Consider the following 1325-nt stretch of genomic DNA (forward strand, 5'->3'; position numbering starts at 1 on the left):
TCACGTTGCAAGAGCAGGGGCTAGACTACGGCCCGTTGTCGATCTTTTACCACCTGTTCGACACAATCGGCCCGGAGCGCACTCCATCTCGGTCGACCATCGCGGATTGGCTGCACGACGCTGGAGTAGTTGACGCGAATGCCCGCAAGCGCCCACGCAGTTCGTATAAGCGGTTTGCCCGCGACTTTGTGTGTGAACTGTGGCAGATCGATGCTGTGGTCTACCGGCTATTCGACGTCGAACATACCCAGGTCACGATCTATCAAGTTATTGATGACGCCAGCAGATTCGATGTTGGCACGAAAGCGTTTCCCCGGCCTGAAAACGGCGAGGATGCTCGCATCACCTTGAAAGAAGCATTCGACCGATACCGCAAACCGCAGGAAATCTTGTCGGACAACAGTGAAGCGTTTGCCACCTACCATCGCGGTCGTCTATCAGCCACAGAAGTTTGGTTGGCGAAGCAAGGTGTGCTGGCAATTGCTGGCTTCGCCCCAACTACGCAAGGCAAAGACGAACGCTCCCACCGCACGTTGGTGCAGTTTCTCGATGCACGCACACCGGAAACATTCGACGAACTGCAAAAAGCGCTTGCGGCCTACCGCGAGGTCTACAACAAACATCGGCGACATCAAAGCCTGCTCGTCGGCAAGATGCACATCACTCCCGAACAAGCCTGGGAAACGTTCCCGCAGGCTGAATCACCTACAACTCCGCTTGATCCTGAAGCGGTCTGGCAGCGCGTTGTCGACTACAACCTCGCCAACAACCCCCATGCAAAGCCGAAGCCTGCATACACAAACGACCCCGGGGAAGCTGCCACTTCACCCAGGGTCAACACCGATCGTGCAATCACCACGCCAGGTGCATCGCATACGGATACGACCAGCATAGACCCGTATGAAGCAGTCAAAAAGCAGCGCTTTGATATCCCCTTGGAACTGACCATCAGCCGCCACGGGGCAGTTCACATCCTCGGATACCCGCTGTATGTCGGATTGAGATTCAAAAGCCGCAAACTGCTCAGCCACGTTACTGCCGATAACGTCGCTGAATTCTTCACCGCACACGACGGAGAATTCCTCTTCAGTGTGCCGCTACCGATCAAGCTCAAACACCGCCCAGCCGGCGGAGTAATCAACATCAACCACGTCGAAGGCATGAAACACCGCCAACCACCCCAGCTGCGCCCCAACCTATCCAAACCCCGGCCAAAAAGACGCAAACCGAAACACTAGCCAAAGTCCAAAAAGCTCCTGGACTCCGTGTCCAATAAGTGGCTGGACTCCATGTCCAAAATGTTCATGGACATAACACGTCTAGCT

1 protein-coding gene is annotated in these 1325 nt (G+C 55.3%); it reads left to right on the forward strand.

All coding sequences use genetic code 11. The annotated features are described in order from the left end of the window. A partial coding sequence (locus tag HMPREF2736_RS01060; protein WP_070828710.1) for an integrase core domain-containing protein occupies positions 1-1238 on the forward strand: 1238 nt, incomplete at its 5' end. Positions 1239-1325 lie beyond the last annotated feature (87 nt).

This window comes from Corynebacterium sp. HMSC036E10 (assembly GCF_001836265.1).
Classification (GTDB): Bacteria; Actinomycetota; Actinomycetes; order Mycobacteriales; family Mycobacteriaceae; genus Corynebacterium; species Corynebacterium coyleae.